Below are 24393 nucleotides of genomic sequence, written 5' to 3'. Positions count from 1 at the left end.
GTAGCGGAAAGACCTGCTCGTGGGACCGCCGGCAAGCGGCGCCGGTGCCGCCGTTGCGCTTGCGGTTTTTGCCAGCGAAGCCGCGCCGACACGGGATCGCTGCGCTGGAACGGCAGCGCTCGAATGCCGGTCCATGCTGCTGGGATCGCCGTCGCGATGCTCCGCTTTCCGCACAAGGCGCTCGTGTTTGAACACCACCCGCTGCTCTCGTCTGCAACTCGCCCTGCTGCTGATGCTGGCGCTACTGACCCTGACGCTCGGCTGGGCACCCAGCGACCGTCTCACCTGGATGATCGAGCAGCTGCTGGTGATCGCTACGCTGGCGGGCGTCGCCCTCGTGCAGCGGCGCTTCCAGCTGTCGGCCAGCGCCAGTCTGCAACTCTGCGGCTTTCTGGTGCTGCACCAGATTGGCGCTCATTACACCTATTCCCAGGTGCCCTACGAGGAGGCCTGGCAGGCGCTGACCGGCTTTCGCCTGGACGAGGCGCTGGGCCTGCAGCGCAATCACTACGACCGGCTGGTGCATTTCGCTTACGGCCTGCTGCTGGCGCGCCCCGTTCGCGAGGTGGTCCAGGGCCTGAGCGGCCTGCGTGGCTGGCGGAGCGCCTATGTGGCCCTGGAATTCGTGCTGGCCTCCTCGGCCGGCTACGAACTGATGGAGTGGCTGGGCGCCGACCTGCTCGCGGAAGACGCCGGGGAGGCCTTCGTCGGCGCCCAGGGCGATCCCTGGGATGCGCAAAAGGACATGGCCCTGGCCTTTCTCGGCGCCCTGCTCTCCCTGGGTTGCCGCCATGGCTGGCTCGGACGCCGCAGGACTAGTCAGGGCCCTGGCTCGGCCTAGCGGGCCATTACGGGTTCCAGCGCCTCCAGCCAGCAGACCACCGCGACGGCGCCGCCATCGGGAATGCCGCGGGCGCGCTCGCCCAGGTAGCTGGCACGGCCCTGGGCCGGCAGCATCTCGGCGGTGGCCTCGGCGCCCTCACGGGCAGCGGCGAGGGCAGCGGCAAAGGCCTGCGTCGGGCTGGCGCCCGCCTGGGCGCCGGCCAGCAGGGCATCCGCGGCCGGGCGCAAGGCATCGAGCATGGTGCGCTGGCCCGGCTGGGCGCCACCCAGTTCGGCCAGGGCCTGGACGCCCCCGTCGAACGCCTCGGCCCACTGCGCAAGGGTCGGACGCTCCACCCCATCCAGCACCTGGGCGGCGCGAACCAGGGCGCAGGCATAGAAGGGGCCGGAGCTGCCGCCAATGGCCCGGCGCAGCGCCTGACCGGTGGCGGCCAGGGCGCTGGCCGGGGTATACCAGGCACTGGCCGGCAAGGCGCGCATGGCTTCGGCGCCCCGGGCCAGGCTGGTGCCCAGGTCGCCATCGCCGGCGCGACTGTCCAGATCGGTGAGGCGGGCTTCGTTGGCCAGCAGGCTGGCGATGACGGCATCTGCCGCCGCCTGCAGCCGCGCGGCCAGGGGACCGGGGGTGCGAGGGATCGTTTCGGCTGCCGCCGCCGGTGCGGGCAACAGCGTGGGCGCCGCCGGGACCCGGCCGTCACCCGGCCAGGCTCGCGCCTGGGTCGGCGCATCGAGCAGCGCCAGGCACGCCTCATCCACTGGCAGCAGCGACAGCGAACAGCCGGGCATGTCCAGGGCGCTGAGGAAGGTGCCGGTCCAGGCGCGTTCCACTACCAGGCCCCGCTCGCGCAACTGGCTCAGTGCAGCCCGCGCCACCAGGGCGAGTTCCAGCGGCGGCGTCGCGCCCAGGCCATTGACCAGCAGCGCCAGGCGCGTGCCCTTTGGATAGCCGCCGTCTTCGATGAGGGTATCCAGCAGCCGCGCCACGGTGGCGTCGGCGCCCAGCCGGGGGCCGCGCTCGACGCCCTGCTCGCCATGGATGCCGAGGCCCCATTCCACCTCGTCGTCCGCCAGCTGGAAACCCGGATGCCCCACCGCCGGCACCGTACAGGCGCCCAGGGCCACGCCCATGCTGCGCAACTCGGCGCTCGCGGCGCGGGCCAGGGCGGCCACCTTGGCCAGGGGACGTCCGGCGGCGGCTGCCGCGCCCGCCAGCTTGTGGATCAGCACGGTGCCCGCGATGCCCCGGCGCCTTTCCGGCGCCACCGTGTGGCGCAGGGCCGCGTCGTCCGCCACCAATACCGTCTCGACCGGAATGCCTTCGCTGCGCGCCAGTTCGGCGGCCAGGCCGAAGTTGAGACGGTCGCCGGTGTAGTTCTTGACCACCAACAGGGCGCCGGCAGGACCGCCCGCGGCCCGGATCGCGGCCAGCACGGCATCCACGCTCGGTGAGGTGAAGACGTCTCCCGCCACCGCCGCGGTCAGCATGCCCTCGCCGACATAGCCGGCATGGGCCGGTTCGTGGCCGCTGCCGCCGCCGGAAATCACCGCCACCGGGCGCTCGCCCGCTGCGGCCAGGGGCTGGCGCAGGATGACCTGTTCCTCGGCCAGCAGGGCCAGGCCGGGATCCAGGCTGACGAGACCTTCGAGCAGTTCGCGAACCACCGTGGTGGGGCTATTGATCAGCTTCTTCATCGGGGACTCCTGAGGGCGAGAGGTCGCCGCAGTATGGCACGGGGTCCCGCGCCTGCCTGGCAGCGACCTGAACGGCCGACTGACAGGCGCGCAACGGCCTTCCGCCGGACCGGGACGGCAGGCTATCGTTGGCCCGGGAAGCTTTTCACGACCGGGATGTCTCACGCTGTTAGCCAGCCGCGCTCCTGCGCGCCCCCGTCGAGGTCCGTCATGCCGATCAAGATCGTTCCACGCTCTGCCTGTCGTGGGTCGGAGATCACCCCCGAAGCCGTCTACCTGTCTCGGCGCCAACTGCTCGGTGCCAGCGGTGCCCTGCTCGCCGGCGCCGCCCTGCCCGGCTGGGCGCTGGCCGCCGCCTCCAGCTACGGCGACGTCGAAGCCGCCAAGGGCCCGGACTGGTTCGAGCGTAAGCTGCCGGATACCCGCTGGCAGGCGGCCACGGTCAAGGGCGAGGACATCACCCCCTTCAAGGACGCCACCCACTACAACAACTTCTATGAATTCGGCCCGGACAAGAGCGATCCCGCGGCCCATGCCGCCCAGTTGCCCACTCAGCCCTGGAGCGTGGTGGTCGATGGCGAGGTGGGCAAGCCCGGCACCTACGGCCTGGAAGACCTCTTCGCCCCGGATACCCTGGAAGAGCGCATCTACCGCATGAGGTGCGTCGAGGCCTGGTCCATGGTCATCCCCTGGCTGGGCTTTCCGCTGGCCAGCCTGCTCAAGCGCGTCGAGCCCACCGGCAAGGCGCGCTACGTGAGGTTCGAGACGCTCAAGGATCCGCAGCACATGCCCGGCATGAATTCCAGCTTCGCCCTGCTGGACTGGCCCTATGTGGAAGGCCTGCGCCTGGATGAGGCCATGCATCCGCTGACGCTGATGACGGTGGGCATGTACGGGCGGGTGCTGCCCAACCAGAATGGCGCGCCGCTGCGCCTGATCGTGCCCTGGAAGTATGGCTTCAAGGGCATCAAGTCCATCGTCCGCATCAGCCTGGTGGAAGAGCAGCCGCGCACCACCTGGCAGGGCATGGCGCCCAACGAGTACGGCTTCTATGCCAACGTCAATCCGGAAGTGGATCACCCGCGCTGGAGCCAGGCCCGCGAACGGCGCCTGCCCAGCGGCCTGTTCAGCCCCAACGTGCGACCGACGCTTATGTTCAACGGCTATGGCGAGGAAGTGGCTTCGCTCTACAGCGGCATGGATCTGCGGAGAAACTATTAATGGGTGTACTGCTCTGGCGGTTGGCGGTGTTCGTCGCCGCGCTCTGCCCGCCGCTGTGGTGGCTGTACCAGGCCTGGATCTTCGCCCTCGGCCCGGACCCGGGCAAGGCACTGGTGGACAAGCTGGGCACCGGCGCCCTGGTGCTGCTGTTGCTGACCCTGAGTCTGACCCCGCTGTCGCGCCTCACCCGCTGGAAGCTCTGGCCGGTGATCCGCCGCCAGCTCGGGTTGTGGACCTTCACCTATGCCCTGCTGCACTTCCTCGGCTACCTGGCCTTCGTGCTGGGCTTCGACCTGTCGCAGCTGGGCGTGGAATTGCAGCGCCGGCCCTACATCATCGTCGGGGCCGCGGCCCTGCTGATCCTGCTGGCCCTGGCCGTCACCTCCAATCGCCCGGCCATGCGCCGCCTGGGCAAGCGCTGGAAGGAGCTGCATCGGCTGGCGTACCTGGTGCTAGGCCTGGGGCTGCTGCACTACCTCTGGATCGTGCGTTCGGACCTGGAAGAGTGGGCGATCTACGCTGCCATCGGCGCCGCGCTGCTGGCCTTCCGGCTGGTGGATGGCTGGCGTCGCAAGAGACGCAGCCGGGCAGCCACTGCCCCTGCTCGCTGATTACCAGCGTCGAGGCAGAGGGGTTCGCCCTTCATGCATCAAAACCAAAGGGGTGGTATTAAAGACGCCTACTCAGGAATGCGGGTGGACCGCCACGGTTTGGCGCGGGGGAGGTATTGAACAGGCCTGGCGCCAACGGGCCAGGCCTTTGCCCGAAGGCGGTTGATCAGCGCTGCGCGGCCTGGCGCAGGCCCTTCAGGGTGTTGAGCGGGGCATCAACCACGAAGCTGTTGGCCAGCCAGGACGGCACGCTGCCACCCGGCTCGCTCTGGGCCTCGTAGGTCACTTCCGAGCCGCCGTTCTTCGGTACCACGCGCCACTGACCCTGGAAGCTGGCGACCCGCACATAGCCGTCGGCGGCAGGCCGATAGTCCGGCTGGCCTTCGAGGGTGCGGGTAAAGCCGCCATCGGGGGTCTTCTGCTCGGTGATGTGCAGCACCACGTCACGGGCGGTCACCGGCCAGGGCATGTCGATGCGCATGTAGGTCCAGGCCTGGTTGTCCTGGCGCTTGAGCACCTGCAGCGACTGGCAGCGGAAGATCCACTTGCAGGAACCCACGGGGTCGTCCTGCAGCTTGGCGATGGTGGCCGGATCGGCCTTGATCTGGACCACGCCGCGGTAGGCCTTGTACTTGGAGCCGGCGACCGCGCGGGTGTAGACCTGGATGCCGTCTTCCTGCTTGGCGAGTTGCCAGTCCTCGGCCTGGGCCAGGCCGGTGGCTGCGAGCAGGGTCAGGGCGAGGATGGAGCGAAGCGGCTTGTGCATGGGACGTCCCTTGTTGTTGTGGTTGTCGGAGAGCGCAATTCAAAACCGGATCAGGCGGCGGTTTCACCTTCGAGGCGCAGCAGGATGGCCATGGCTTCGGCGCTGCTGGTGCCGCAGAACGCCAGCTCGGCCTGGAAGCCGCCGCACACCGCCGGGCGCAGCGGCGAGCCGAACAGGTCGCAGCGGTTGGTGCTGTCCAGGTGGGCGCAGCGCACGCCGGAGGGCTTGCCCTGGGGCATGCGTGGCAGCGGTGAGGAGATCGACGGCGCGATGCAACAGGCGCCACAACCCGGACGGCACTCCATGGGTGAAACTCGCAGAGAAAGAGGCTTCAAGCTTAAGAGCAAGGCCGGGGCCTCACAAGCGAATCGTGACCAGATGTCGCTATCGAGTCATGAATGTAACATTCATTCGCACCTCGCCACGCAACCCCGCGGCCTTTCCACCGTCTTATCTGCGACGATCGAGGCGGCTCCCCGAGGGCGTGACGATGAAGCATTGGCTGGTGCTGGACCTGGAAGCGACCACCGACGAAGGCGGCTGGCCCCTGGAGTTGATGGAGATCATCGAGATCGGCGCGGTGATGGTGGACGCCGAGGGCCAGGAGCTCGGTCGCTACCAGAGTTTCGTCCAGCCCCGGCGGCTGCCGCTGCTGACGCCCTTCTGCCGCAACCTCACCCATATCAGCCAGGCCGACGTCGATGGCGCCGAGCCGCTTGAAGGCACCTGGCCGGCGTTCGAGGCCTGGCTGGGCGCCTACGAGACCACCCTCGCCGGCTGGTGCAGCTGGGGCGATTTCGACCGTCGCCTGCTTGAACGCGCCTGGCGCGAGCACGACCTGCATACCCACCTGGCCCGGGTGCCACATCGCAATCTCAAGCAGGCCTTCGCCAAGGCCCGCGGCCTGGCGCGTCCGCTGGGACTCACCGCCGCCCTGGAATCGGCGGGACTGGCCTTTACCGGGGTGCTGCACCGGGCCGAGACCGACGCCCGCAACACCGCCAAGCTGTTGCCCGCCAGCCTGCCAGCCTTCGCGCGCTAGCCTCGTCTGGAGCGGTGACAGTGGGCCTCGGCCTTGGGCATACTCGCCGACGGTCCCAACCGCTTTCGCACAAGGAAATCCGATGTTCAAGGTCAACGAATACTTCGACGGCACCGTCAAATCCATCGCCTTCAGCCTCAAGTCCAAGCCCGCCACCCTGGGCGTCATGGCCCGCGGTGAATACGAATTCGGCACCAGCCAGCTGGAAGTCATGCACGTGGTGGCCGGCGCCCTGACCGTCAAGCTGCCGGGCAGCGAGACCTGGGAAACCTTCGCCGCGGGCAGCCAGTTCACCGTGCCGGCCAATGCCAAGTTCCAGCTCAAGGTCGCGGAAGACACCGCCTACCTCTGCGCATACCACTAAGTCCGGGGGAGCCATGCGGCTCCCGCGCCTTGCGCTCCCGTCATTAGGCCGTCCCGGCCGGCTGGCGGGAGGCCGCTACCCCACCTGAACGCTTGCGCCTCGCCTCGGTCCTAAGCGACACCGCCGCTTTCGGAGCCGTCGCCATGTCGCCAGCTGCAGCCCAGGGCCCTCGCCAGCCGAGCCACGCCCGCCCCTTCGAGCACCAGCCCCGGAATCTCCCGACGCATGGGATAGCCCTTGCGCAGGGCGTCGAACGCCTGGGCGCGCGCCACGGCCGGCAAGCCGAGGGTCGCGCGTAGCGCCGCATCGTCGTCACGCGGATCATAGACCGCGCGGCAGACCCGCCTGAAGACAGTCGCCTCGGGCGTATCCCCGCTGAACACCAGGCGCTCCAGCTGCTGCGGCGGCAACAGATCGCCCAGATTCAGCCGCGGTGTCTCCCCGCTCCAGGCGCAGAAGGCTTCGTAGATCTGCGCAGTGCCGCGCCACTTGCCTTCCAGGCTGTGCCCGGCGATATGGGGCGTGACCAGATGGCACAGGCGGGCCAGTTCAGGATCGATGCCCGGCTCGCCTTCCCAGACATCCAGCGCCACCCTGAGCTCGGCGCCGCTGGCCAGATGCGTCCGCAGCGCGGCGTTATCGACCACCTCGCCCCGGCAGGCGTTGAGCAGCCAGGTCCCCGGGCGCAGGCTGGCCAGGCGAGTGGCATCGAACAGGTGCAAGGTGCGCTGCTCGCCGTCCCGGATCAGCGGGGTATGCAGACAGAGCACGTCGCAGCGCTCGAGCAATTCGTCGAGGCTGTGGAAGTCACCCCCCTCCGCGGCCTGGCGGGGCGGATCGCAGACCAGCACCGTCCAGCCCAGTCCGCGCAGCACCTCGGCCAGGCGGCCACCGACCTGCCCGGCGCCGACGATGCCATAGGTGCGCTGGGCCAGCTCGGCGCCGGCACCATCGGCCAGTGCCAGCAGGGCGCCGAGCACCCAGTCCACCACGCCGCGGGCGTTGCAGCCGGGCGCATTGCTCCAGCGGATGCCGGCCTGGTCGAGATAGCCCAGGTCCAGGTGATCGGTGCCTATGGTGCAGGTGCCGACGAAGCCGACCCTGGACCCGGCCAGCAGCGCGGCGTCGACACGGGTGATGGAGCGCACCAGCAGCGCATCGGCGCGACTCACGGCGGCGCGATCAAAGGCGCGGCCGGGAAGGCGCTCGAGGGTGGCGTGGGGCCCGAAGAAGGCGTCCAGCAGCGGAATGTTTTCGTCGGCGAGAATGTGCATGCCTGGGCACTCGCAAGGGCGGGGACCGGCACTTTAGCAGGCCATCGGCGGCAGGCAATGGTCGCCGCGAGGGTTGCCACCCGGGCCATGAGGACTAGACTATCGGCCCCGAAGCTGACCGAACGATCAAGTGACCTCCTCCCTGCCCCGCATCAGACGTGAATTCGGCGCCCTGCTCTCCCTGGCCGCGCCCATCGTCATCGCCCAGCTCTCCCATTCGGCCATGGGCTTCGTCGACGCCGTCATGGCCGGCCGGGTCGGCCCGCTCGACCTCGCCGCCGTCGCCCTGGGCAACTCCGTGTGGATTCCGGTGTTCCTGCTGATGACCGGCATCCTGCTGGCGACCACCCCCAAGGTAGCCGAGCGCCACGGCGGCGGCCGCAGCCAGGAGATCGGTCCGCTGGTGCGCCAGGCGCTATGGCTGGCCCTGGGTTGTGGCCTCATCGCCAGCCTGCTGCTGCTCAACGCCCGCCCGCTGCTGGTGGCCATGCATGTCGACGCCCAGCTGATCGGGCCGACCCTGCTCTATCTCAAGGGCATCGCCATGGGCCTGCCCGCCACCGCCTTCTACTATGTACTGCGCTGCTTCAGCGACGGCCTCGGGCGTACCCGCCCGGCGATGCTGGTAGGGCTCGCCGGCCTGGCGCTGAACGTGCCGCTGAACTGGATCTTCATTTACGGCCACCTGGGCATGCCGGCGCTGGGCGGCGCCGGCTGCGGCTTCGCCTCGGGTACGGTGATGTGGGCGATACTGCTGGCCATGCTGGCAATCATCCGCACCGAGCGCTATCGCGCCTGCGCCCTTTTCGCCCGCTTCGAGCGGCCCCATGGGCCGACGCTGCGCGCCCTGCTGGCCATCGGCGTGCCCATCGGCATCGCGATTTTCGCCGAATCCAGCATCTTTTCCGTGGTGGCCCTGCTGATCGGCGAGCTGGGACCGACCGTGGTCGCCGGGCACCAGGTGGCGCTCAACTTCTCCGGGCTGGTGTTCATGGTGCCCCTGGCGCTGGGCATGGCGGTGACGGTGCGGGTCGGCCAGGCGCTGGGGCGCGGCGAACCACGCGAGGCGCGCTTTTCCGCCGGGGTCGGCATGGCCGCCGGGCTGCTCTGCGCCTGCGTTTCCTGCACCCTGATGCTGACCGCGCGCACGGCGATCGCCGGGCTCTATTCCCAGGACCTGGCGGTGATCCAGCTGGCGGCCTCGCTGCTGGTATTCGCCGGCATCTTCCAGTTCTCCGATGCCATCCAGGTCACCGCCGCCGGCGCCCTGCGCGGTTACCAGGACACCCGCGCGACCATGATCATCACCCTGCTGGCCTACTGGGGCGTGGGCCTGCCGGTGGGCTGGGCACTGGGCCTGAGCGACTGGTTCGGTGCCCCACGGGGTCCGGCCGGCCTCTGGCAGGGGCTGGTGCTGGGCCTGACCTGCGCGGCCATCCTGCTCTCGGTGCGGCTGGCCCGCAGCGCCCGTCGACGCATCCACAGCGCCTAGCGCGCTGCCCTTGGTACACTGGCGCCCTCGCCCCGGCCGGCGGTCCTGCCGACCGGGACGGGCGTTTCCCTCTTTCGCGAGCGTGCGGCTTCGATGATCTTTCGCCTGCTACAACTCCTCTGCCTCTGCTTTCTGCTCATCGGCCCGGCTCAGGCCGCCCTGCCCGGACTGCCGGGCGCCCAGAAGGACCAGGTCGATCCGCAATTCGGCCAGTCCCTGGACCAGGTCATCAAGACCCTGGAGAGCGACCAGCAGCGCAATCGCCTGCTGGCGGATCTCAAGAAGCTGCAGGCGGCGCAGAACAAGGCCGAGCCCAGCGCCTCCCAGGGCGTGATCGGGCTGATCACCGACACCCTGACGGTGGTCGAGCAGCAGCTGCAACGCGACAACCTGCGCGAACGCTGGCAATACCAGCTGGACCAGGCCGGCGCCGAGCTGGCCGCCCTGGCGCCGGCGCCCGAACAGCGCCTCAACCTGCTCTCCGGCTTTGTCGTCACCCTGGCCTTCTGGGCCGGTTGCGCCCTGGGCCTGAAGACCATCAGCCATCGCCTGCGGGTGAGATTCGGACTGTCCGAGGAGTTGCCGCTCAGGCCGCGCACCCTGGACCTGGTCCGTTTCGCCCTGCGCAAGCTGGCGCCCTGGCTGCTGGCCTTCATCCTGACCCTGGTGGTGTCGCTGTGGCTGCCGGATTCGCTGGGCAAGACGGTGGCCGTCGCCCTGGCCTATGCCGCCGTCACCGGCCCGCTGTTCGCCGCTACCGTGGTGGTGATCTGCTCGCTGCCCAGCGGCGCCCATCGCAGTCGCGCCCTGCTGATCCTGCGCCGCCGCGCCTTCCGCCCGCTGTGGATCATCGGCAGCCTGGCCGCGCTGGGCGGCGCCGCCAGCGATCCGCACCTGGCCGAGACCCTGGGGCCACACCTGGCCGCGGTCATCGCCATCGGCGCCAACATCTGCGCGGCGTTGCTCACCGCCCAGTTCGCCCTGAGATTCCGCCGCCCCATCGCCCACTTGATCCGCAACCAGCCGCTGGCCAAGCGCCAGGCGCTGCACGGTCTGCAGGGCGTGCGCCACCTGATCGCCCGGCTCTGGCACCTGCCGCTGCTGATCCTGGTGGCGGTCTCGGTGGTCGCCACCTTCGTCTCCGCCGGCGATACCAGCGACGCCCTGCGCCGGGCGCTGCTGTTCGCCGTGACCATGGGCGCCGCCCTGGGACTCAACGCCCTGGTGCGAGCGCGATTGCTGCGCCGGCGGCCGCACGGCCGTATCCAAGAGGCCTATGCCGAACGGCTGCGCGCCTTCTTCGTGCTGGTGCTGGGCATCGCCATCTGGCTGGTGGGGATCGAGCTGGCCCTGCGCGCCTGGAATCTCTCGCTGCTCAGATTCAGCCAGGGTGACGGCCATGCGGTCGCCAGCAAGTTCTTCGGCCTGGGTGGCACCCTGCTGCTGGCGTGGCTGGTGTGGATCCTGGCCGACACCGCCATCCACCGCGGCCTCAACCTGCACCGCGTCAGCCCGAACAACGCCCGCGCCCAGACCATGTTGCCGCTGATCCGCAACGTACTGTTCCTGACCATCTTCGTCATCGCCCTGATCGTCGCCCTGGCCAACATGGGCGTGAACGTCACCCCGCTGCTGGCCGGTGCCGGCGTCATCGGCCTGGCGGTGGGCTTCGGCGCCCAGAGCCTGGTGGCCGACCTCATCACCGGGCTGTTCATCATCATCGAGGACTCCCTGGCCATCGGCGACTACGTCGACGTCGGCAACCACCTGGGCACCGTCGAGGGTCTGACCATCCGCACCGTGCGGCTGAGGGACATCGACGGCATCGTCCACACCATCCCGTTCAGCGAGATCAAGAGCATCCAGAACTACTCGCGGCAATTCGGCTACGCCATCTTCCGTCTGCCGATTCCCCAGGCGCTGTCGGTGGACAAGGCCATCGAAATGGTCCAGGAGGTCGGCCGCTCGCTGCGCCAGGATCCGCTGATGGGCCGGGACATCTGGTCGCCGCTGGAGCTACAGGGGGTGGAAAGCTTCGATTCCGGCATGGCGATCCTCAGATTCCGCTTCAAGACCGCGCCGATCAAGCAGTGGGAGGTCTCCCGGGCGTTCAACCTCAGGCTCAAACGCTACCTGGACGATGCCGGCATCGAGCTGGCCTCGCCGCGCATGAACGTGCGTTACGAGGTGGGCGGCTCGCCACTGGATCAGGCGACGCGGGGCGGCCAGGCGCCCAGCGAGGGCTGACCCGGCCGCGCTGGCACGACCGCCGGCCCTCGCGATCGGCGGGAATAGCTTCTAGGGTGGGGATGACCTGTCCCGACGAGGCTTTTCCATGCCCTTGCGTACCCTGCTCTGCTATGGCGACTCCAACACCCACGGCACCCGCCCCCTGACCCAGCCCGGCGTACTCGAACGCTTTGGCTGGGACGAACGCTGGCCCGGCGTCCTGGCCCGCGGGCTGGGCGCCGACTGGCGGGTGATCGAGGAAGGCCTGCCCGCTCGTACCACGGTGCACGACGATCCCATCGACGGCCATCACAAGAATGGCCTCAGCTATCTCAGGCCCTGCCTGGAAAGTCAGCTACCGGTGGATGTCCTGCTGCTGATGCTGGGCACCAACGACCTCAAGGCGCGGCTGTCGGTGACACCGGCGGACATCGCCAGCGCCCTGCAGGTGCTGCTGGAAGAGATCAGGCGCTGCAACGCCGGACCGGACGGTGCCACGCCCAGGCTCATCGTCATGGCGCCGGTGCCCATCGAGGAAGTGGGCTTTCTCGGCGAGATCTTCGTTGGTGGTGCGGCCAAGTCCCGCGAGTTGGCCGCACGGTATCGCCAGGTGGCCGAGGCCCAGGGCGCGGCCTTCGTCGACGCGGGCGAGATCATCCAGGTGAGTCCGGTGGACGGCGTGCATTTCGAGGCGGACCAGCATCGGCGGCTGGGGGAGCATCTGGTGGGGGTGGTCAGGGGCCTAGGTGTCGTCTGAACGTAGGCGCCCACAGTGGAAAACGCTGCGCGGTTTTCCACGCTACGACTCGCTTGGCACCGGCCTGTTGGGCTTCGACGAGGAAGCCGTCTCAACCCAACCTACGCCTCACTCCCTGTGTAGGAGCGGCCCATGGCCGCGATAGGAGGTTAGGCCCTGGCTCGAAGTGACGAGATGAGCCCGCTTTATCGCGACCCTGGCGGTCCGCCGATGCGGCCGCTCCTACAGGTGCTCGACAGGCTGCGGAGCGGTGCCTGACCTCACTCCACCTTCTTGCGAATCCAGTACAGATAACGCCCTTTTCCACCAGCTTATGGCCAAGGAAGCGACGTAGATTGGGTTGAGCGCGGCGAAGCCCAACGCCACGGGTTCAACATTGAAGTCAGCGATCCAGACCATAGCGCTGCCGCAGCGCACGGTACTGATTGCTGTAGTCCTGGTAACTCAGGTTTTTTGCCTGAAGCGCAGCCAATTCGTCTTCAAAGGTCAGCCCGGCAGGTGTAGAAGACGAGACAGCAGGCGTGATCGGCCTGGTGACAGGTGCGGGACGCATCTGACCCAGGAGCTCATCTACCACCGGATTGATCTTTGTCGCGGTCCCCTGCCACTTCATAAGGGAGAAACCGCCCTTACCCCGCAGGTGATAGTCAGCCTGACCCACCAGGCGCCCACTGGCGTCGCGTAGGGTCAGTTCGGCAGCTGACAAGTAAGGCACGCCGTCCCAGGTTTGCCGCGCGGTGTACTCAAGAACGTATGGGCACTCGCGTGGCACCTGTGTATAGCTTTCGGTAGGCACACCGTGCCGAGCAAAACCGGCCCGGACCACGGGGAGAAAGTCTTTAACCCAAACAGCAGGATTCTCTTGGATACACACCACATCCGGGCGTACGGCGACGGGCTGGACCTGTACCGACGTGCACCCCGCGAGAATGAGCGAGACAACACCGAGCATCCTGGCTTTCATATGAGGCTTCCCTGCTTGCTAGATCACTGATTGTGAACCAATTCACAATAGCAAAGCGAGCCTTCGCGCGCGCCTCACTCCACCTTCTTACGAATCCAGTACAGATAACGCCCTTCCCCTTCGCTCTTTTCCACCAGTTCATGGCCGAGGAAGACGCAGAACTTGGGGATGTCGCGCTGGGTGGAGGGGTCGGTGGCGATGACCTTGAGCAGGGCGCCGGGGGCGATGTCGCGCACCTTGTTGTGCAGCATCATCACCGGCTCCGGGCAGTTCAGCCCGCTGGCGTCGAGGGTGGCATCGGCTTCGAGGGTCATGGGGTCTCCAGGGATAGAACGGTTACAGCGATCTGCATTCAGAGCCTGACGGCGGCCTAGGGTTTCCGATCCAGCCGACGCAGATGACAGGTCACTTCCTCGCGGTCGTGGTAGAGCTGCTTGCAGCCGATGGTGACGCGCTGGCCGCGGGCTTCGAAGTGGTCGTGCAGGCGTTCGAGGATACCGGCCACTTCGCGATAGCGCTGCTTCATCGGCAGCTTGAGATTGACCACCGCCTCGCGGCAATGACCCTCGCCGATCCAGCGTTCGATCAGGGCCGCAGTGCGGGCGGGCTTCTCGACGATATCGCAGACCATCCAGTCGACCGGGTGCTTGGGCACGAAGGCGTAGCCGTCGACCTGCAGGTGCTCGACGAGGCCGCTGTCCATCAGCGCCTCGTTCATGGGGCCGTTGTCCACCGCCGTCACCAGCATCTCGCGGGCCACCAGCTGCCAGGTCCAGCCGCCCGGGGCGGCGCCCAGATCCACGGCGCGCATCTCGGACGACAGCCGCGTCTCCCAGTCGGCACGAGGGATGAAGTGGTGCCAGGCCTCTTCCAGCTTGAGGGTCGAGCGACTGGGGGCCTCGCGCGGGAATCTCAGCCGCGGGATGCCCATGGGCCAGAGCGCGGCGTTGTCCGGCTCGACCAGGCCGACGAAGACCTCGCGGCCGCTGAGAAAGGTCAGCTGCAGACGCGGCGCCCGGGCATCGTCCACCAGGCGGCCGGCCTTGCGCAGCGCCAGGGTCAGGGGGCGTTCGAACTTCTTGCAGAAGGTGGAGAGCGCCTTGCCGTCGTTGGTGTCGGGCATCTCTAGGGCCAGGCTGCCGCAGACGGGATAGTCCGCCAGCAACTCGAGCAGCGGACCGATGCGATCCTGCTCGGGCAGGCTGAGAAAGGCGCCGCGTGACCACTGGCGGGGAAAGATCAGCTCGGCGAAGCTGAGCTGCTGCATCAACCGCGCCGCGTCCGCCGCGTCGCCGCAGACGAATTCGGCATAGGCCGCACCCGGCTTGCCCTTGGCGTAGCCGGCCACGCTGAGCAGCGCCGCCCGTTCGCCGAGCTCGGCGCAGACCTCGCCTTCGAATCCGGTACGGCACAGCAGCAACAGGGTATTCACGACAGGGCTTCCTCAAGGGGTCACGCAGGGCGCGCACTATACCCCAGCGCGCCCACTGGGGAACGCCGGCGGCGCCTATCGGTCCAGTACTACACCTAGAAAAATCAGTCCGCCCAGCGCTGGTTCGGCTCTCTTTCACCTTTCGAGGCCCGAACGGCCAGCGGGCAACCGTCGAAACGTCGATTAGGAGACCCCTGATGCCAGCCCTGGACAGCCTCAACAGCCTCAAGACCCTGCAGGTCGGCGAGCGCACCTATCACTACTACAGCCTGCCCGATGCGGCCAAGACCCTGGGCAATCTCGACAAGTTGCCCAAGTCGCTCAAGGTGCTGCTGGAGAACCTGCTGCGCTGGGAAGACAACCAGACCGTCACCGGCGAAGACCTCCAGGCCCTGGCCGACTGGACCAAGACCCGCTCCGCCGACCGCGAGATCCAGTACCGCCCCGCCCGTGTGCTGATGCAGGACTTCACCGGCGTACCGGCGGTGGTCGACCTGGCCGCCATGCGCGAAGCCGTGGCCAAGGCCGGCGGCGATCCGCAGCGGATCAATCCGCTCTCCCCTGTCGACCTGGTGATCGACCACTCGGTGATGGTGGACCGCTACGCCAGCGAGAACGCCTATCACGAGAACGTCGAGATCGAGATGGAGCGCAATGGCGAGCGCTACGCCTTCCTGCGCTGGGGCCAGAACGCCTTCGACAACTTCCGCGTGGTGCCACCGGGCACCGGCATCTGCCACCAGGTCAACCTGGAATACCTGGGCCGCAGCGTCTGGACCAAGGACGAAGACGGCCGCACCTATGCCTTCCCCGACACCCTGGTGGGTACCGACTCCCACACCACCATGATCAATGGCCTGGGCGTGCTGGGCTGGGGCGTGGGCGGCATCGAGGCCGAGGCGGCCATGCTCGGCCAGCCGGTGTCCATGCTGATCCCCGAGGTGGTGGGCTTCAAGCTGACCGGCAAGCTGCGCGAGGGCATCACCGCCACCGACCTGGTGCTGACGGTGACCCAGATGCTGCGCAAGAAGGGCGTAGTGGGCAAGTTCGTCGAATTCTTCGGCGACGGCCTGGCCACCCTGCCCCTAGCCGACCGCGCCACCATCGGCAACATGGCCCCGGAATACGGCGCCACCTGCGGCTTCTTCCCAGTCGACCAGATCACCCTGGACTACCTGCGCCTGTCCGGTCGCCCCGAGGAAACCGTGCAGCTGGTGGAGGCCTACACCCAGGCCCAGGGCCTGTGGCGCAATCCAGGCGACGAGCCGGTGTTCACCGATGTGCTGGAACTGGACATGGGCGAGGTCCAGTCCAGCCTGGCCGGTCCCAAGCGGCCCCAGGACCGCGTGCTGCTCGGCGAGGTGGCCAAGACCTTTGGCGACTTCACCGCGCTGGCGCCGAAAAAGGCCGAGGCTGCCAAGGTCGGCAGCAGCGTCGAGGTCCAGGTGAACGGCGAGACCTTCCAGCTGGAAGACGGCGCCGTGGTCATCGCCGCCATCACCTCCTGCACCAACACTTCCAACCCCAGTGTCATGATGGCTGCCGGTCTGCTGGCGAAGAAGGCCGCGGAGAAGGGCCTGATGCGCAAGCCCTGGGTCAAGTCGTCCCTTGCCCCCGGCTCCAAGGTGGTGACCGACTACTACAACGCCGCCGGCCTCACGCCCTATCTCAACGACCTCGGCTTCGACCTGGTCGGCTACGGCTGCACCACCTGCATCGGCAACTCCGGTCCGCTGCTCGATCCGATCGAGAAAGCCATCCAGGACGCCGACCTCACCGTGGCCTCGGTGCTGTCCGGCAACCGCAACTTCGAAGGGCGGGTGCATCCGCTGGTCCGGACCAACTGGCTGGCGTCGCCGCCGCTGGTGGTGGCCTATGCCCTGGCCGGCAGCGTGAAGGTGGATCTGACCCAGGATCCGCTGGGCACCGGCAACGATGGCCAGCCGGTCTATCTGAAGGACGTCTGGCCCAGCCAGCAGGAAGTGGCCGACGCCGTGCAGAAGCTCGACACCGCCATGTTCCACAAGCAATACGGCGCTGTGTTCGACGGCGATGAAAAGTGGCAGGCCATCCAGGTGCCGGACGCCGAGACCTACGTCTGGGACGCCGATTCAACCTACATCCAGAATCCGCCGTTCTTCGAGGGCATCGCCGGCGATCCGCCGCGCATCGCCGACATCCACGACGCCCGCATCCTGGCGCTGCTGGGCGATTCGGTCACCACCGACCACATCTCCCCGGCCGGCAACATCAAGAAGGACAGCCCCGCCGGCCGCTATCTGGCCGAGCATGGCGTGGACTACGCCGACTTCAACTCCTATGGCTCCCGCCGCGGCAATCACGAAGTCATGATGAGAGGCACCTTCGCCAATATCCGCATCAAGAACGAGATGCTCGGCGGCGAGGAAGGCGGCAATACCTTCCATGTCCCCTCCGGTGAAAAGCTGTCGATCTACGACGCGGCCATGAAGTACGAGCTGGAAAACACCCCGCTGGTGATCATCGCCGGCAAGGAATACGGCACCGGTTCCTCCCGTGACTGGGCGGCAAAGGGCACCAACCTGCTGGGCGTGAAAGCCGTGGTCGCCGAGAGCTTCGAGCGTATCCACAGATCCAACCTGGTGGGGATGGGCGTGCTGCCGCTGCAGTTCAAGGACGGCGTGGATCGCAAGTCCCTGGGGCTGACCGGCAAGGAGAAGATCGCCGTGCTGGGCATCGACGGCGTCGAGTTGCGTCCGCGCATGCCGCTGACCCTGGAGGTCACCCGCGAGGACGGCAGCCGCGAAAGCGTGGAAGTGCTCTGCCGCATCGACACGCTCAACGAGGTGAGCTACTTCAAGGCCGGCGGCATCCTGCACTTCGTGCTGCGGGAGTTCCTGGCCAAGCCGGCGGCTTGAGCCGGCGACAACGGACGCCCGGCAGCCTGGCTGCCGGGCGTTCTGCTTTCAGGAGACAGCCAACAGCTGGCGTGCATCCCGCCCGAAGCCTTCAACCACTTCCTGCAACGCCCCGAGAAAACGCGGATGGATCAGCCACAGCTGGATCTCCGGCTTGAAGTCCTTCAGCGGGATGGCCGCCAGGCGTTCGCGATGGGCGCTGCGGGCCAGCAGCGGGGCTGGAACGAGGCCGAGCCCTTGGCCGTCCGCCACCAGACCGAGCTGGAGTTCGGTGCCATAGGTCTCCAGGTTGATGCGCAGCGCCTGGCCCTGCTCGGCCAGGGTGCGTTGCAGACTGGCTCGGAAACCGCAGCCGTCGGGATTGAGCACCCAGCCCTGCCCCTGGATATCGGCAAGCCGCTGCGCCCTGGCCGGCGCCTGGTCGCGCGCACCGACCACCTGCAAGGGCATGGCGCCCAGGGGCCGGGCCTCGACGCCATCGGGAAATACCTTGTTGGCCGGAAACAGCACCAGGGCGCCGTCCAGCTCACCCTGCTCGATACGGTTGACCAGCACGCTGCCCCAACCCGTCGCCACCTGGGTGCGCAGCTCCGGGTAGCGGGTGCGGATGTCTTTCACGGCCTCCAGCAACAGCGCATCGCCCAGGGTCTGGGGTACGCCCAGGCGCAGCAGCCCGGAGGGCGGCGCATCGCCCGCCACCCGCTCGCGCAGGGCGTCCATCTCGCGCAGGATGGCACGGCAATGCCCATAGACCTCCTGCCCCAGGCGGGTCGGCTTGAGCGGCTTGGTGTGGCGGTCGAGCAAGTCGACGCCGAGGTCCTGTTCGAGACTCTGCAGGCGGCGGGTGATGGCCGGCTGGGTGAGCCCCAGGGACAGGGCAGCGGCATTGAGGGAGCCGCTGCGGATCACCGCGACAAAGGCTTCGATATCGTCGGTCTTCATGAGGAGGCGTCTGACTTCCCGCTGCTGGACATGCGCCTCAAGCATAACGCAAGGCCGCCTCCGTGGGTGTCGTACTCAGCGTTGCGCGGTCTGCGCCGGGGGTTCCAGGGCTGCCTGGAAGCCGTCGTAAAACAGGCGACTGGCCTCATAGCCCTTGACCAGCCCTTCGCCGGCAAAGAAGTCGACGGTGCGCTGGGCCTGGGCGATGGCCGCAGGAGTCACCGGTCCGATAGCGGTGCGCGCCCGGGCGAACCAGGCCTGGGCGATGGCGGCGTCGGCACGGGTACGCTCGGCCCAGGCGCTGGCGTAGCGCGCCGTGTGTTCGGGATCGGCATTGGCCCAGGTCCGGGCCTGCTGCAGCCGCCGGAGAAAATCGGCGATGGCCTGGTGCCGGGCGACATCGTTCAGCGCACCCTGACTGGCCACTACGAAACTCTGCGCGGGGATCAGGCCCTCGGCGGTGGTGAGCACCCGGGCGCCGTGGCGCTGGGCCTGGGTGACATAGGGTTCCCAGGTGGCGATGGCGTCCACCGAGCCGCCTTCCAGGGCATGGGAGGCGTCCAGGGCGTTGAGATAGCGGAAGTTCACCTGCTCGCGCGGCACCCCGGCGCGGTTCAGCGCGGCCAACGCCAGCTGCTGGCTCCAAGAGCCCTTCCAGATGGCCACCGTCTTGCCCTGCAGATCCGCCAGGCTATGGATGCTGGAGTCGCCGCGCACCAGCACTGCCACCCCCTCCAGGCTCTGGCGGCTGATGCCCACTACCCTGATCGGTGCGCCCAGGGCACCGAGGAACAGCGGCGGCGCATCGCCCAGCAGGCCCAGGTCGAGGCTGCCGACATTGAGCGCCTCGGCCACCGGCGAGCCGGCGGTGAATTGCTTCCATTCCAGTTGATACGGCAGGTTGCTCAGGACGCCGGCGGCTTCCATCACGGTGCGGGTGTTGTAGCTCTGGTCGCCCACCACCAGGGTGGTGGCCAGGGCCTGGGTAGCGGCCAGCAGGCCGAGGGTGAGGCCGAAGAGGGTCTTGCGCAGCATGGAAATTCCTCAGGTGTAGGCGCGGATGTCGGGATATTGGCCGTTGACCGCATAGCGCCCGACCTCCAGCACCTTGTAGGCCAGGGGGTCGTGCAGGCTGTGGGTGCGCACGTCGCGCCAGAAGCGATCCAGGCCCAGGCGGTTGTGCGTGGCGCGGGCGCCAAGGGCATCGAATACCCGGGTGGTGACATCGAGGGCGGTACGGGCGGCCAGTACCTTGGCGCTGGCCACGGCGATGGCCGTCTCGCCGCGCAGCTCGGCGGTGAAGGCGTCATCGGCGGCCAGCAAGGCGTCCACCTGCCGCGCGGCCACATCGGCCAGGGCCACGGCGCCCTGCTGGGCGATCCAGAGTTCGCCCACCTGGCTCACCACCAGTTGGTCCTCGCTGGCGCTGGCGGCGAGGGAATGCACCCAGGGCCGCGCCTCGGTGTGCAGATAGCGCCGCGCCTCGCGCAGGGCGCCCTGGGCGGCGCCCAGGTAGTACTGGGTGAAGGCCGACTGGTTGACCGGGGTGCGGATCACCGCGGCGAAGTCGCCCGCGTCTTCCAGGTCGCAGACCTGGACCTCCTCGGCACTGGCCCAGACGTCATCGAGGGTGAAGCTGCCGCTGTCGCTGCGGGCCACGCCGAAGTGGTCCCAGTCGTCGGCATAGGCCAGTCCCGGCCGGTCCGCCGGCAGGGTGACCATCAGGCGCGCCCCGCTCTCTCGATCGCGGGCGCTGATGGTGAGCCGATCGGCGAAGGCGGCGCCGCTGCAGAAGCCCTTGCGCCCGGTCAGACGATAGCCGCCATCAGCACTCGGCGTGGCGAGGATGTCGTCATCCCGTGGATTGACCACCCCGGCCAGCCACAGTCGGCCTTCGGCGATTTCCGCCAGCAGACGGTCACGCCGCGGCTGGGGCTCGCGGCGCAGGTTCACGGTATTGAGCAGGTGATAGCCAAAGAGCAGGCCCACCGAGCCGTCGCCGGCGGCGATCTCGCGCAGCACGCGCATGGCCAGCGACCAGAGCTGGCCGGCACCTCCGAGCCGCACAGGTATGACCAGGTTGGTCAGGCCGCTGTCCTTGAGTCGTTGCAGCTGGGCATCGGGACGAATGCGGTCGCGCTCGTCGGCCACCACCCGGGCGGCGAACTCCGCGCCGATCTCGCGGGCCAGCGTCAGCCAGCCCTCGGCATCCTTGGATGTGCTCATCTAGTCCTCCAGTGGGCCGAGGCCCAGGTGATCTCTCAGGGTCGAGCCCTGGTACTGGCGCCGGAACAGCCCGCGACGCTGCAGGTGCGGCACCACGCTTTCGCTGAATTCGACGAAGGAACCCGGCAGGTAGCCGGGGGAAATCACGAAGCCGTCGCAGCCACCGGCTTCGAACAGCTCGGCCAGCTGGTCGGCGATCTGGGCACCGGTACCCACCAGTTGCGGTACGCGGACGCTGGCGGCGTAGCTGCGACCCAATTCGGCCAGGGTGGTGCGCGACCCCAGCGCCAGCAGCTTCTCGGCAGCGGGCGGCGGCAGGTCGGCGACCTCGACCACCTCGCCCAGGGCGGTATCCAGGGTGAAGCGCGACAGGTCGATGTTGAGCTGGGAGCAGAGGGTGATCAGCCCCACTTCCGGTTGCGCCAGGGCGTTGTGTCTTTCCTGCTTGGCACGGGCCTCGGCTTCGCTGCCGCCGATGAAGGGCATCACCGAGGTGAGGATCTTGCAGCCATCCGGCGAGCGCCCCTGCTCCAGCACCTGGCGGCGGACGTCGTCGCGAAAGGCACGCATGGCGGCGAGATTGGGCTGGATGGTGAAGATGGCCTCGGCCCAGCGCGCGCCGAAGCGTCGGCCGCGGCCGCTGGAACCGGCCTGGATCAGCACCGGGCGCCCCTGGGGACTGCGCGGGATATTGAGCGGCCCTTCCACGCGGAACCAGTCGCCCTGGTGATCGAGGGCGCGCACCTGCGCGGGGTCGGCCAGCACGCCGGCGGCCCGATCCAGGCGCAGCGCCTCGGGTCCCCAACTGCGCCACAGCTTGACGGCCACCTCGACGAATTCGTCGGCGCGGTCGTAGCGCAGATCGTGCTCCAGGTGACGCTCCTTGCCGAACAGCCGGCCCTCGCTGTCGTTCATCGAGGTGACGATGTTCCAGGCCGCGCGCCCGCGGGACAGGTGATCCAGAGTGGCGAAGGCCCGCGCCACATGAGCCGGCTCGTAGTAGGTGGTGGAGCGGGTGCAGCCCAGGCCAAGACGACGGGTATGGGCCACCAGGTAGGAGAGCAGCGGCAAGGGGTCGAGCCGGGTGGCGTCCTGGGCGCCCAGGCGCAGCGCGGTCTCCCGCGAGCCGCCGAGCTGGTCGCCCACCGCCAGGCGGTCGGCGAAGAACAGGAAGTCGAACAGCCCTTCCTCCAGCGCCTTGGCCGCACGCACGTAGTAGTCCGGGTCGAGGAAGTCGCCCTGGGTCTCGGGATGGCGCCAGACGGCATGGCTATGGACGACCGGGCCGGCCAGCAGAAAGCCGGCGAGGTGCAGTTGACGGCTCATCGGCTGGCCTCCCGGGGCGTCTGCAGATAGCGGTTGAAGCTTTGGTCATAGAGCGGCTTGACGTCGTAGGGCTGTTGCAACACTCCGGCCTTGACCAGGAAATCGGCGGTCTGCTGGCCGTCGGCGAGGGTCTGGGCGCTGATTGGCTCGACCCAGGTGGCGTCGCGGCGGAACCAGCTCTCGGCGATGGCGGGATCGGAGTTGTTGCGCCTGGCCCAGGCCTGGGCATAGACGTCGACGTGGTCCCGCGCCCAACTGCGCGCCCGCTGCAAACGGGCGACGAAATCGCCGATGGCGGCGCGGTTCTCGTCCAGGTGGCCGGTGTTAGCCACCACATAGACTGGAGCCGGCATCAGGTCCTTGGCGGTGACCAGCACCCGTCCGCCCTGGCGTTCCACCATGCTGACATAGGGCTCCCAGGTCGCGGTGGCATCCAGGGTGCCCTGGCTTACGGCGGCGACCGCCTCGGTGGGCATCAGGTAGCTGTAGTGCGGCGCATCGCTGGGCAGGCCGGCCTGTTCCAGCGCCGAATAGACCAGTTGCTGGCTCCAGGAGCCCTTCCAGATGGCCACCCGCTTGCCGGCGAGATCGGCCACCGTCTTGATCGGCGAATCCTTGCCGACCACGATGGCGGTGCCGTCCGGGCGGTTGCGGGTCACCGCCACCACCTTGACAGGTCCGCCGCGGGCCGCCAGGGCGATCACCGGGGTGTCGCCGACGATGCCCAGGTCGATGGAGCCGACGTTGAGCGCCTCGACTACCGGTCCACCGGCGTTGAATCTCTTCCACTCGATCTGGTACGGCAGATCCTTGAGTTCGCCGGCCTGCTCCAGCAGGGTGCTGCTGTAGTAGAACTGGTCACCGATGGTGAGGGTGACCGCCTGGGCCAGGCCGGCGGAGGTGCCGGCCAGCAGGCTGGCGGCGAATAGCAATCCCTTGATCACGAAGGCGTCTCCTCGAGGGTATCGGGAGCGCTCCGTGGGTACGGTCGCGCGGTGGGTTGGTCAGAAAGTGTCAGCCGGTGCGACGAGCGCCGGCCAGGCGCGCGGCGACCTTCTCCCGGGTCAGGGGAATCAGCTCGCGACCGTATTCGACGGCGTCGTTGAGCGGATCGAAGCCGCGGATCAGGAAGCTGTCGACGCCCAGGTCGTAGTAGTCCAGCAGGGCATCGGCCACCTGCTCGGCGGTGCCCACCAGGGCGGTGGAGTTGTGCCCACCCCCGACCAGGGCGGCGATGCCGGTCCAGAGCCGGCGATCCACGCGGTCGCCCAGGGCCACGGTATCGCGCAGGCGCTGGGCCCCGACCGCTTCCGGCTTGGCCGGATGCACGGCGCCTTCTGCGGCCAGGCGCGCCTTGGCCTGTTGGCGGATGGCCTCGGCCTTGGCCCAGGCGGCCTCCTCGGTGTCGCCGAGGATCACCCGGAAGGAGACATTGAACCTGGGGGTACGGCCGTGGCGCGCCGCCTCGGCGCGGACCGCGGCGATGGTCTCGCGGGTCTGGGCCAGGGATTCGCCCCAGAGCGCGAAGACATCGGCGTGCTTGCCGGCGACCCGCAGGGCGGCGGGCGAGGAGCCGCCGAAATAGACCGGCAGGCTCGGCTGCTGCAGCGGCTTGATGGCGGAGAAGCCGTTCGCCACCCGGTAGTGCTCGCCCTGGTGGTCGAAGGGCTGGGTGCTGGTCCACTCCTGGCGCACCACGTCGAGGAATTCCTCGGTGCGGGCATAGCGCTGGTCGTGGTCGAGCCAGTCGCCGTCCTTGCGCTGCTCTAGGTCGCTGCCACCGCTGATGATATGCACCGCCAGGCGGCCGTCGAGCAGATGGTCGAGGGTCGCCAGCTTGCGCGCTGCCAGCGTCGGGGCGACGAAGCCGGGCCGGTGGGCCAGCAGGAACTTGAGCTTCTGCGTCGCCTGCCCCGCCAGGGCGGTGACGAGGAAGCCGTCGGGTTGATCGGACCAGTAGCCGACCAGGATACGGTCGAAACCAGCCTGCTCGTGGGCCTGGGCGAAGCGGGTGACGTAGCCCTTGTCGAAGATGGGACCGGAGGGGGCGATGATCTCCGAGGTGAGGCGATGGCCGATCATGCCGAGGAATTGAACGCTCATGGTGGTGAATCCCGTGCCGAGGTAAGGGGATGCCTTCTTGGAAGGCGTTGGCTGGGGTCCACCTTAGGCAGGCAAGGCATAAGAAGGAAATTCCTTATGCGCATATCCTAATTCGAGTTTTATTTACTACACGCATTTAAGGTGGATAGTGCAGAGCTTCCTTATGTGGGCGCGACCGCACCGTAGCGTGGAAAACGGCGCAGCCTTTTCCG

General features: G+C 68.2%; 22 protein-coding genes. 9 read left to right on the top strand and 13 right to left on the bottom strand.

Going from position 1 to position 24393, the window contains the following annotated elements:
* Window positions 1-187 precede the first annotated feature (187 nt).
* A complete protein-coding gene (locus POR01S_RS13380; RefSeq protein WP_052382666.1) occupies window positions 188-841 on the top strand; it encodes a DUF2238 domain-containing protein in 654 nt (217 codons plus the stop codon).
* Here the strand turns inward: POR01S_RS13380 and POR01S_RS13375 are convergent.
* Window positions 838-2535 carry a dihydroxyacetone kinase family protein gene (locus POR01S_RS13375; RefSeq protein WP_042136385.1) on the bottom strand — a complete coding sequence of 566 codons (1698 nt, stop codon included), beginning with the start codon at window positions 2533-2535 and terminating at the stop codon, window positions 838-840. The two genes, POR01S_RS13380 and POR01S_RS13375, sit on opposite strands and share 4 nt — an antisense overlap.
* Before the next feature lie 210 nt (window positions 2536-2745).
* On the opposite strand from POR01S_RS13375, the gene msrP reads away from it, so the two are divergent.
* Together msrP and msrQ are read left to right on the top strand one after the other, a co-directional pair.
* Window positions 2746-3756, top strand: a complete 1011-nt coding sequence (msrP, locus tag POR01S_RS13370) for a protein-methionine-sulfoxide reductase catalytic subunit MsrP (RefSeq protein ID WP_027601163.1) — start codon at window positions 2746-2748, stop codon at window positions 3754-3756.
* Window positions 3756-4367, top strand: a complete 612-nt coding sequence (gene msrQ, locus POR01S_RS13365; protein WP_042136382.1) for a protein-methionine-sulfoxide reductase heme-binding subunit MsrQ — start codon at window positions 3756-3758, stop codon at window positions 4365-4367. Before msrP ends, msrQ begins: the two co-directional genes overlap by 1 nt.
* Before the next feature lie 166 nt (window positions 4368-4533).
* Here the strand turns inward: msrQ and POR01S_RS13360 are convergent, their stop codons facing one another.
* The gene (locus POR01S_RS13360) at window positions 4534-5133 is read right to left on the bottom strand and encodes an START domain-containing protein (protein WP_007162268.1); all 600 of its coding nucleotides are present in this window, start codon (window positions 5131-5133) and stop codon (window positions 4534-4536) included.
* Window positions 5134-5183: 50 nt separating this feature from the next.
* Window positions 5184-5438 (bottom strand): YkgJ family cysteine cluster protein, encoded by a 255-nt coding sequence (locus POR01S_RS13355; RefSeq protein ID WP_027597778.1) that lies wholly within the window; start codon window positions 5436-5438, stop codon window positions 5184-5186.
* Window positions 5439-5623: 185 nt separating this feature from the next.
* Between POR01S_RS13355 and POR01S_RS13350 the strand changes: the two genes are divergently transcribed.
* Both POR01S_RS13350 and ppnP read left to right on the top strand, forming a co-directional pair.
* Window positions 5624-6175, top strand: coding sequence for a 3'-5' exonuclease (locus tag POR01S_RS13350; protein ID WP_042136377.1), 552 nt, complete (start codon window positions 5624-5626; stop codon window positions 6173-6175).
* An 82-nt stretch (window positions 6176-6257) separates the two neighbouring features.
* Window positions 6258-6539 carry a pyrimidine/purine nucleoside phosphorylase gene (gene ppnP, locus POR01S_RS13345; protein ID WP_042136375.1) on the top strand — a complete coding sequence of 94 codons (282 nt, stop codon included), beginning with the start codon at window positions 6258-6260 and terminating at the stop codon, window positions 6537-6539.
* Window positions 6540-6649: 110 nt separating this feature from the next.
* Here ppnP and pdxB read toward each other — a convergent pair whose 3' ends face one another.
* On the bottom strand, window positions 6650-7813 hold the full coding sequence (pdxB, locus tag POR01S_RS13340) for a 4-phosphoerythronate dehydrogenase PdxB (protein ID WP_042136373.1): 1164 nt from the start codon (window positions 7811-7813) through the stop codon (window positions 6650-6652).
* Window positions 7814-7943: 130 nt separating this feature from the next.
* On the opposite strand from pdxB, the gene POR01S_RS13335 reads away from it, so the two are divergent.
* The 3 genes from POR01S_RS13335 (at window position 7944) to POR01S_RS13325 (ending at window position 12291) form a co-directional block, all read left to right on the top strand.
* Window positions 7944-9305 carry an MATE family efflux transporter gene (locus POR01S_RS13335; protein ID WP_042136371.1) on the top strand — a complete coding sequence of 454 codons (1362 nt, stop codon included), beginning with the start codon at window positions 7944-7946 and terminating at the stop codon, window positions 9303-9305.
* A 93-nt stretch (window positions 9306-9398) separates the two neighbouring features.
* A complete protein-coding gene (locus POR01S_RS13330) occupies window positions 9399-11552 on the top strand; it encodes a mechanosensitive ion channel family protein (RefSeq protein ID WP_042136369.1) in 2154 nt (717 codons plus the stop codon).
* 88 nt (window positions 11553-11640) lie between these two features.
* Window positions 11641-12291 carry an SGNH/GDSL hydrolase family protein gene (locus POR01S_RS13325; protein WP_052382665.1) on the top strand — a complete coding sequence of 217 codons (651 nt, stop codon included), beginning with the start codon at window positions 11641-11643 and terminating at the stop codon, window positions 12289-12291.
* 382 nt (window positions 12292-12673) lie between these two features.
* Here POR01S_RS13325 and POR01S_RS13320 read toward each other — a convergent pair whose 3' ends face one another.
* From POR01S_RS13320 to rlmM, 3 genes are all read right to left on the bottom strand, one after another.
* Window positions 12674-13255, bottom strand: coding sequence for an Sbal_3080 family lipoprotein (locus tag POR01S_RS13320; RefSeq protein WP_042136367.1), 582 nt, complete (start codon window positions 13253-13255; stop codon window positions 12674-12676).
* 74 nt (window positions 13256-13329) lie between these two features.
* On the bottom strand, window positions 13330-13569 hold the full coding sequence (gene tusA, locus POR01S_RS13315) for a sulfurtransferase TusA (RefSeq protein ID WP_027597771.1): 240 nt from the start codon (window positions 13567-13569) through the stop codon (window positions 13330-13332).
* Between the two features lie 56 nt (window positions 13570-13625).
* Window positions 13626-14687 (bottom strand): 23S rRNA (cytidine(2498)-2'-O)-methyltransferase RlmM, encoded by a 1062-nt coding sequence (rlmM, locus tag POR01S_RS13310; RefSeq protein WP_042136365.1) that lies wholly within the window; start codon window positions 14685-14687, stop codon window positions 13626-13628.
* 197 nt (window positions 14688-14884) lie between these two features.
* On the opposite strand from rlmM, the gene acnA reads away from it, so the two are divergent.
* Window positions 14885-17584: an aconitate hydratase AcnA gene (acnA, locus tag POR01S_RS13305; protein WP_042136363.1), complete on the top strand. Its 2700-nt coding sequence runs from the start codon at window positions 14885-14887 to the stop codon at window positions 17582-17584.
* Between the two features lie 48 nt (window positions 17585-17632).
* Here acnA and POR01S_RS13300 read toward each other — a convergent pair whose 3' ends face one another.
* The 6 genes from POR01S_RS13300 to POR01S_RS13275 form a co-directional block, all read right to left on the bottom strand.
* The gene (locus POR01S_RS13300; RefSeq protein ID WP_042136481.1) at window positions 17633-18526 is read right to left on the bottom strand and encodes a LysR family transcriptional regulator; all 894 of its coding nucleotides are present in this window, start codon (window positions 18524-18526) and stop codon (window positions 17633-17635) included.
* A 75-nt stretch (window positions 18527-18601) separates the two neighbouring features.
* Window positions 18602-19567 carry an ABC transporter substrate-binding protein gene (locus tag POR01S_RS13295; RefSeq protein WP_420893624.1) on the bottom strand — a complete coding sequence of 322 codons (966 nt, stop codon included), beginning with the start codon at window positions 19565-19567 and terminating at the stop codon, window positions 18602-18604.
* 3 nt (window positions 19568-19570) lie between these two features.
* Window positions 19571-20752, bottom strand: a complete 1182-nt coding sequence (locus POR01S_RS13290) for an acyl-CoA dehydrogenase family protein (protein WP_042136359.1) — start codon at window positions 20750-20752, stop codon at window positions 19571-19573.
* On the bottom strand, window positions 20753-22078 hold the full coding sequence (locus POR01S_RS13285) for an LLM class flavin-dependent oxidoreductase (protein ID WP_042136357.1): 1326 nt from the start codon (window positions 22076-22078) through the stop codon (window positions 20753-20755).
* On the bottom strand, window positions 22075-23022 hold the full coding sequence (locus POR01S_RS13280; RefSeq protein ID WP_042136355.1) for an ABC transporter substrate-binding protein: 948 nt from the start codon (window positions 23020-23022) through the stop codon (window positions 22075-22077). Before POR01S_RS13280 ends, POR01S_RS13285 begins: the two co-directional genes overlap by 4 nt.
* 70 nt (window positions 23023-23092) lie before the next feature.
* Window positions 23093-24181, bottom strand: coding sequence for an LLM class flavin-dependent oxidoreductase (locus POR01S_RS13275; protein WP_042136353.1), 1089 nt, complete (start codon window positions 24179-24181; stop codon window positions 23093-23095).
* Window positions 24182-24393 lie beyond the last annotated feature (212 nt).

Origin of the sequence: Pseudomonas oryzihabitans NBRC 102199 (assembly GCF_000730625.1) — a bacterium.
GTDB classification, from domain to species: Bacteria; Pseudomonadota; Gammaproteobacteria; order Pseudomonadales; family Pseudomonadaceae; genus Chryseomonas; species Chryseomonas oryzihabitans.
Note: the sequence above shows the minus strand (reverse complement) of the source record. Positions and strands in the feature narration are given on the sequence as shown.

What these genes read in the sequence shown, in the direction of transcription:
- POR01S_RS13375 (WP_042136385.1), bottom strand. Translation starts at nt 2,535, where the DNA reads ATGAAGAAGCTGATCAATAGCCCCACCACGGTGGTTCGCGAACTGCTC.
- msrP (WP_027601163.1), top strand. Translation starts at nt 2,746, where the DNA reads ATGCCGATCAAGATCGTTCCACGCTCTGCCTGTCGTGGGTCGGAGATC.
- msrQ (WP_042136382.1), top strand. Translation starts at nt 3,756, where the DNA reads ATGGGTGTACTGCTCTGGCGGTTGGCGGTGTTCGTCGCCGCGCTCTGC.
- POR01S_RS13360 (WP_007162268.1), bottom strand. Translation starts at nt 5,133, where the DNA reads ATGCACAAGCCGCTTCGCTCCATCCTCGCCCTGACCCTGCTCGCAGCC.
- POR01S_RS13355 (WP_027597778.1), bottom strand. Translation starts at nt 5,438, where the DNA reads ATGGAGTGCCGTCCGGGTTGTGGCGCCTGTTGCATCGCGCCGTCGATC.
- POR01S_RS13350 (WP_042136377.1), top strand. Translation starts at nt 5,624, where the DNA reads ATGAAGCATTGGCTGGTGCTGGACCTGGAAGCGACCACCGACGAAGGC.
- ppnP (WP_042136375.1), top strand. Translation starts at nt 6,258, where the DNA reads ATGTTCAAGGTCAACGAATACTTCGACGGCACCGTCAAATCCATCGCC.
- pdxB (WP_042136373.1), bottom strand. Translation starts at nt 7,813, where the DNA reads ATGCACATTCTCGCCGACGAAAACATTCCGCTGCTGGACGCCTTCTTC.
- POR01S_RS13330 (WP_042136369.1), top strand. Translation starts at nt 9,399, where the DNA reads ATGATCTTTCGCCTGCTACAACTCCTCTGCCTCTGCTTTCTGCTCATC.
- POR01S_RS13325 (WP_052382665.1), top strand. Translation starts at nt 11,641, where the DNA reads ATGCCCTTGCGTACCCTGCTCTGCTATGGCGACTCCAACACCCACGGC.
- POR01S_RS13320 (WP_042136367.1), bottom strand. Translation starts at nt 13,255, where the DNA reads ATGAAAGCCAGGATGCTCGGTGTTGTCTCGCTCATTCTCGCGGGGTGC.
- tusA (WP_027597771.1), bottom strand. Translation starts at nt 13,569, where the DNA reads ATGACCCTCGAAGCCGATGCCACCCTCGACGCCAGCGGGCTGAACTGC.
- acnA (WP_042136363.1), top strand. Translation starts at nt 14,885, where the DNA reads ATGCCAGCCCTGGACAGCCTCAACAGCCTCAAGACCCTGCAGGTCGGC.
- POR01S_RS13300 (WP_042136481.1), bottom strand. Translation starts at nt 18,526, where the DNA reads ATGAAGACCGACGATATCGAAGCCTTTGTCGCGGTGATCCGCAGCGGC.
- POR01S_RS13290 (WP_042136359.1), bottom strand. Translation starts at nt 20,752, where the DNA reads ATGAGCACATCCAAGGATGCCGAGGGCTGGCTGACGCTGGCCCGCGAG.
- POR01S_RS13285 (WP_042136357.1), bottom strand. Translation starts at nt 22,078, where the DNA reads ATGAGCCGTCAACTGCACCTCGCCGGCTTTCTGCTGGCCGGCCCGGTC.
- POR01S_RS13275 (WP_042136353.1), bottom strand. Translation starts at nt 24,181, where the DNA reads ATGAGCGTTCAATTCCTCGGCATGATCGGCCATCGCCTCACCTCGGAG.